The 5,710-nt window shown below is 67.9% G+C and carries 6 protein-coding genes and 1 pseudogene; 5 read left to right on the forward strand and 2 right to left on the reverse strand.

All coding sequences use genetic code 11. The annotated features are described in order from the left end of the window. Positions 1–298: pseudogene (locus BN11_RS20340) on the forward strand (IS1634 family transposase); the annotation flags it as partial. 213 nt (positions 299–511) lie between these two features. Here the strand turns inward: BN11_RS20340 and BN11_RS25940 are convergent. Then, positions 512–1,426 (reverse strand): glycosyltransferase, encoded by a 915-nt coding sequence (locus BN11_RS25940; protein WP_327152907.1) that lies wholly within the window; start codon positions 1,424–1,426, stop codon positions 512–514. A gap of 117 nt (positions 1,427–1,543) precedes the next feature. Between BN11_RS25940 and BN11_RS20345 the strand changes: the two genes are divergently transcribed. Continuing rightward, entirely contained in the window at positions 1,544–2,554 is a 1,011-nt protein-coding gene (locus BN11_RS20345; protein ID WP_201329327.1) for a phage major capsid protein, read from the forward strand. Between the two features lie 2 nt (positions 2,555–2,556). Beyond that, on the forward strand, positions 2,557–2,877 hold the full coding sequence (locus tag BN11_RS20350; protein ID WP_053084200.1) for a hypothetical protein: 321 nt from the start codon (positions 2,557–2,559) through the stop codon (positions 2,875–2,877). A gap of 555 nt (positions 2,878–3,432) precedes the next feature. Here BN11_RS20350 and BN11_RS20355 read toward each other — a convergent pair. Beyond that, a complete protein-coding gene (locus BN11_RS20355; RefSeq protein ID WP_048700255.1) occupies positions 3,433–4,155 on the reverse strand; it encodes a hypothetical protein in 723 nt (240 codons plus the stop codon). Positions 4,156–4,442: 287 nt separating this feature from the next. Between BN11_RS20355 and BN11_RS20360 the strand changes: the two genes are divergently transcribed. After that, a complete protein-coding gene (locus tag BN11_RS20360) occupies positions 4,443–5,222 on the forward strand; it encodes an electron transfer flavoprotein subunit beta/FixA family protein (protein ID WP_083433918.1) in 780 nt (259 codons plus the stop codon). A 29-nt stretch (positions 5,223–5,251) separates the two neighbouring features. After that, on the forward strand, positions 5,252–5,710 hold a 459-nt coding region (locus BN11_RS20365), incomplete at its 3' end, for an electron transfer flavoprotein subunit alpha/FixB family protein (protein WP_048700258.1).

A 5,710-nucleotide genomic window follows, 5' to 3' on the forward strand; every position in this document is an offset into this window, starting at 1 on the left:
CTGGCAGGTCGAGGCGTCGTTCCGGATGTCCAAGAGCGACCTACGCGCCCGACCGATCTTCCACCACACCAAAGACGCGATCGAGGCCCACCTGACCATCGTCTTCGCCGCGCTGGCCATCTCCCGGCGCCTCCAAGACCAGACCGGCATGAGCATCAAGAAGATCGTGCGCGCGCTCCGCCCGATCCAGCAGATCACCATCACCATCGCCGGCCACCCCCACACCGCGGCCGACTCCCTCACTGACGCCGCCCGAGACATCCTCATCGCCACAGGCCACGAGCCCGCGACACACTAAATTGGCACGACTCGGGCCTCACGTCGCCCCCGCGGCGAGGTGGGACAGGGGATCTCGGGACCCAGCACGACCACCGACCTGGCCGGCATCCTCCGGTCCCGAGCATAGAAGGGCGCCCCATCATGGCGAAGATCAATCACGACGGAGCAGTTGCTTCAGATGGCGCCGGCACGCCTTATCGCACCTTTCGCTGACGGCTCAGTCCGATCAGCATCACGTCGTTATCGAGAGGAGCGCCTCGCGCACCATCTGGTCAGGTCGAATGTGGCGTTGGAAGAAGAGGCGGCCCTCCTTGCCCATGACGGAGGCGGCTTCTGGGTTCTCGACTAGATGCATCACTGACTCGACACACTGGCGCACGCTGGTGTAAGGCACCATGGGCGGGCTTGCTGAGAAAGTCGAGTTCAGCGGCTCTGACACGACTGCCGCGCCCACAGCAAGATACTCAGCAACCTTCCAGGGCACTGACCCGTGAAGTCCCACGGTCGAGACGCCCACAGTTGCTCGGCAGGCCAACTTGGCGTATTCGCGAGGAGTGGACGGGGACGCCGACAACAAGTCGGGGTATCGGCTTCGGGCGTACGGCGATGGGACAAAACCGCCTACAAAAGAGGGCCCGAGCCCGGCTCGTAGTGCACGAATTATGCTGGCCCGCTCTTCGTTGACCCGCTCCCGATCCGCCGGGTCGCTTCCGGTCGCTGTGTCCCATGCTCGCACCTGAAACAGCACGAGCGGTTGTTGCTGTCGTGGACTGAACCATGACCAGTGGGGCGTCCTGCGGATACCTCGAACCTGCCTCATGAGATCGAGCCCACGCAATGCGGCGTGGTGGGCAAGTGGCTGACGGCCGAACCTGTAACCCGCGGTTGGCACGAGCGGGCGGACGTCCGTCTCATATCCCGTCGGGCGGCAGCATCGTTTGAAGATTACGTTGGCCTGCGCGGCAGCTGGGTGGATTCGGTGCGAGTCCGAAAGGTCAAACGCCGCTCGCGTGCCGCGCAACTCAACATGCACGACTTGCCCATTGGTCCTTGGTGCCCCCAAGTCGGTCCACGACGCACCGGCTTTCGCCAAGCCTGCAATTACCGCGGAGCCGTGTACACCTGCGGGTTCTGCCTGCGCTCGCATCACGGCCTGACCCTACTTCACGGGTTTGGTCGCATGGTGTTTCGGCCTTTCAGGGGCGGTTCGCGACATGACTCAGACCCCGGAGCGGCAAGGCTTGGTGAGATACCCCCATAGGGTATGCTGAAGGGGAGTCGCCCGGCGCGGCTCCCCTTCCCCGCTCCCGGTGAGCGCGTGACCATTCCGCACACTCACCCAAGGAGCCATCATGGCGCTTTCATCCCAGACCACGACCGCCGCGGCCGGATCGGTCGCCGCGACCGAGCTCACCGCCGAGCAGGTCCTCACCACCCTGGTCCGCCCGCTCGAGGCCGCCTCCGCCTTCCTCGCCGCCGGACCCCGCATCATCGACACCGCCGGCGCCCGCTCCGGATCCCGAAGCTCGGCTCCGCGACGACCCCGTCATGGCACGGCGAGAACGAGCAGATCGACGAGGTCGACCCGACCTTCGACGAGGTCTCCCTCCTCCCCTCGACGATGAAGAGCATCAAGACTCTGACCCGCTACAGCAACGAGCTCGCGCGTCAGTCGGTCGTCGCCCTCGACGCGGCGCTGAAGGAGCGTCTGGTGAAGGACGTCGCGGACACGATGGATGCTCAGTTGTTCTCGGCGGCCGGCGACGGGATCGAGATCCCGCGCGGCCTCTTCGCCTACGCCGACACCCAGGAGCTCCCGGTCGACGGGGTCCTCTCCCTCGACGACCTCCTCGACGCCCAGGGTCTCGCCATGGCCGCGAACGTCGACCTGGCCCGGACCCGCTGGGTCATGACCAGCCGGGAGTTCATCGCGCTCCGCAAGGTCAAGGACCTCGAGGAGCGCTACCTCATCGAGCCGGACGTCACCGCTCCCGGCCGCTACACCCTCTTCGGTGTGCCGGTCCTGGTGACGAACCGGGTCCCCGACGACGTCACGGTCCCGGAGACCCCGACCGGCCGCGCCGCGCTCGTCGACTTCAGCCAGATCGTCGTCGCCCGCGACGTCGCGCCGAGCGTGAAGATCCTCGACCAGACCTTCGGGGACTATGACCAGCAGGCGATCCGGGTCGTCTATCGCCTCGACGCCAAGCCGGTGAACCCGGAGGCGATCATCGTTCTGACCGGTCTCACGGTCGAGGACGACGGGAGCATCTGACGATGCACGTCACTCCCGCCGACGTCCTCGCCTACATGGCTGGCGACGGCGCGGGGACCAGCACCGAGCAGCTCTATCGGCACATCGAGACGACCACCGCGATGGTCCGGGCGTACACCCGCGATCGAGGCTTCGAGGACCCCTTCGGGCCGGCCGACGACCTCGCCGCCGTCATCGTGAGCTGCACCGCGCGACAGGTCGGCAACCCGGCACACACGATCTCGGTCGGCATCGACGACGCCACCGTCCGACACGGGATGTTCCTCGGCTGGACCCTGCCGGAGCTCGCGATCCTGCACCGCTACAGAGTTCGAGCCCAGTAGCGGCGCAACGGCGTCAACCCCACCGCCCGGACACCCTTTTGTGTGACCTCCTGGTCCGGCCGGAAGGGATGGTGACGAGGGTTCCCCCTTTCGGCCCGAAGACTCACCAGCGCCGAACCAGCAGGACCCCCGGATCCCGGAGCCTCCGGGGGTCCTGTCTTGGGACACAACCGGGACACAAAACGTTCATTCCGCGCCATTGACTGCCGTCAATCGTCAACGACGTTTCCGCAGGTGGGAGGCCATATGCCAATCATCCTCAACGACCCTCAATCATGCGGGACTAGTCCGAGATGTACTTCGACCTCTGAGTTGCTGAGCGACGCCGACTCATTGGACGATGCGCCTCGCTGGACGACGCCGGGGCCGCACCCACGCCGGGTGCGGCCCCTTCGCGTTACCTCTGCTGCCCTCCGCGGCAGACACCAGCTACAAGTAGTGCACCTGTTCGTCGGCGCGGCTGGCATACCTGCAGGTCACAGGCTTGCCCGAGTTCGCAGGCCGCGGCACTCGTAGCCGGTGTGCACGGATCGGCTTCACACCGCGCTGGTGCGCTCAGAAGCCGCCGAAATCCCCGCCGAAGTCGCCGCCGCCGAAGTCCCCGCCCCCGAAGTCGCCGCCTCCGAAGTCGCCGCCGCCCGCGTCATACCCGGCGTCCGATCCCGCATCGGTACCGGCGTTCGAACCGGCGTCCGAGCCCGCATCGGAGCCGGCATCCGCGCCGGGGTCGGCGGAGGCGTCATACTCCCCAGCCTCGGCGGCCTCGGGCGAGGAGTCGTAGCCGTCGAAGAGGGCGTCGGCGATGGCCGAGCCGATGACGACACCGGCGATGGTGGAGAAGAGGGAGCCCATCATCATCCCGCCCATACTCATCGGCCCGAACGCCGAATACATATAGCCAGGCCGCATCAGCTCGGCGCGGGTGGCGGCGCGGGCCATCTCGCGTGGTTCGTCGCTGTGCGGAGCTTCCCCCTCGGGCAGGTCGTCCCGCAGCCGGCCGAGCACCTGCTGGCGCTGCGCCGGGGACAACTGACCGAACGCGTGCGCATGCACCTCTTCCAGCTTCTCGGGCGGCGCGGTGCGCAACAGATAGCGATAGCGGGCGATGGCGCGTTCGTCCTCGGTCGCGCCGGTGTGCCCGATGCCGTCCTGCGGACCGGGAGCGCCCGTGCCGTACGACTGGCCTGGCCGCGCGTCATACGACTGCGGGCCGTATGACGTGGGCTGATTCGCTCGCGATGTGGACGTCCGGCCGAAAATCTTGTCCAGGAAACCCATGTTCAAACCACCCCTCAGGTCCACCCCTCGGACGGGGCCGATGGAGGTCATCTTAGGGCCGCGACGCGACCTGGGAGCGTTCTGGCAGTTGGGATTTCGCCGCGGAAGCTCTGCGCGAGGGCGGCAAAACCCCGCTCCGGAGGCCGTCCTGGGGGACTTTGGGCATCTCGCCTGGTGTTCCGGTTTCCGTGCACTACCCCTCAGGAGTAGGTTCACAACTACTGGCGCTCGGCAGCGCCGCCGGGCCGCCTAATACGACACGCACCCCTTGCGAAGGCAGGTTGTCCATGAAGATCGTGGTCCTCGTCAAATACGTCCCCGAGCCGACCGCTGTGTGGAAGTTCGCTCCCGACCACACCCTCGACCGGGCCGCCGTCGACGGGCGCCTGTCCGAGCTCGACGAGTATGCCGTGGAACAGGCCGTGCGCCTCGTCGAGGGTGGCACGGACGCCGAGATCACCTACGTGACCGTCGGTCCCGCCAAGGCCAAGGACGGGCTGCTCAAGGCCCTGGCCATCGGCGGCGACAAGGGCGTGCACATCGTCGACGACGCCATGCACGGCAGCGACGCTCTCGCCACCTCCCTCGTCCTCGCGAAGGCGCTGGAGAAGGTCGGCTACGACCTGGTCCTGACCGGGATGGCCTCCACCGACGCCGAGATGTCCGTCGTGCCCGCGATGGTCGCCGACCGGCTCGGCATCAACCAGGCGACCTTCGCCAAGTCCCTCGCCGTGGACGGCGACGCGGTGACGATCACCCGCGACTCCGAAGCCGCCGGGCTCGAGGTCAAGACCCAGCTGCCCGCCATCGTCTCGGTGACCGACCAGACCGGAGAGGCGCGCTACCCGGCGTTCCGCCAGATCATGATGGCGAAGAAGAAGCCCATCGAGACCCTCTCGCTCGCCGACCTCGGCGTCGGCGCGGACAGCGTGGGCTCCGGCGCCGCCGCGGTCAAGGTCCGCAGCATGGAGCCCGCTCCTGCCCGCCAGGCCGGCACTCTCATCACCGACGACGGCACGGGCGCCGCCCAGGTCGCCGACTTCCTCGCCGCCCGCGGCCTCCTCTGACCCCCGCCGAAGAAGACAGGAACCCTGACGTGTCCACCGTTCTCGTTCTCGCCGAACTGACCCCCTCCGGCGTGCGCCCCGCGACCCTCGAACTGCTCACCGCCGCCCGCGCCCTCGGCGAACCCGCCGCGGTCGTCGTCGGGCCGGTCGCCGACGACGTGCGCGCCGCGCTCGCCGAGCACGGCGCCACCACCGTGTATGCCGTCGACGCCCCCGACGCCGACCGTTACCTCGCGCTGCCCAAGGCCCAGGCGCTCGTCGACCTCGCCGGGCAGACCTCGCCCGCAGCGATCCTGATCACCTCGGGCACCGAGGGCAAGGATGTCGCGGCGAAGGTCGCCGTCCGGCTCGATGCCGGCATCATCACCGACGCCGTCGCCGTCGCCTCCGACGGTGGCACCGTCACCGCGACACAGGCCGTCGTCGCCGGCTCGCAGCACGCCACGAGCGAGTTCACCCGCACCCCCGCCGTCATCACGATGCGACCC

The organism is Nostocoides australiense Ben110 (genome assembly GCF_001050535.1).
Taxonomy (GTDB): domain Bacteria; phylum Actinomycetota; class Actinomycetes; order Actinomycetales; family Dermatophilaceae; genus Nostocoides_A; species Nostocoides_A australiense.

What these genes read in the sequence shown, in the direction of transcription:
- BN11_RS20345 (WP_201329327.1), top strand. Translation starts at nt 1,544, where the DNA reads ATGCTGAAGGGGAGTCGCCCGGCGCGGCTCCCCTTCCCCGCTCCCGGT.
- BN11_RS20360 (WP_083433918.1), top strand. Translation starts at nt 4,443, where the DNA reads ATGAAGATCGTGGTCCTCGTCAAATACGTCCCCGAGCCGACCGCTGTG.
- BN11_RS20355 (WP_048700255.1), bottom strand. Translation starts at nt 4,155, where the DNA reads ATGGGTTTCCTGGACAAGATTTTCGGCCGGACGTCCACATCGCGAGCG.
- BN11_RS20350 (WP_053084200.1), top strand. Translation starts at nt 2,557, where the DNA reads ATGCACGTCACTCCCGCCGACGTCCTCGCCTACATGGCTGGCGACGGC.
- BN11_RS25940 (WP_327152907.1), bottom strand. Translation starts at nt 1,426, where the DNA reads ATGCGAGCGCAGGCAGAACCCGCAGGTGTACACGGCTCCGCGGTAATT.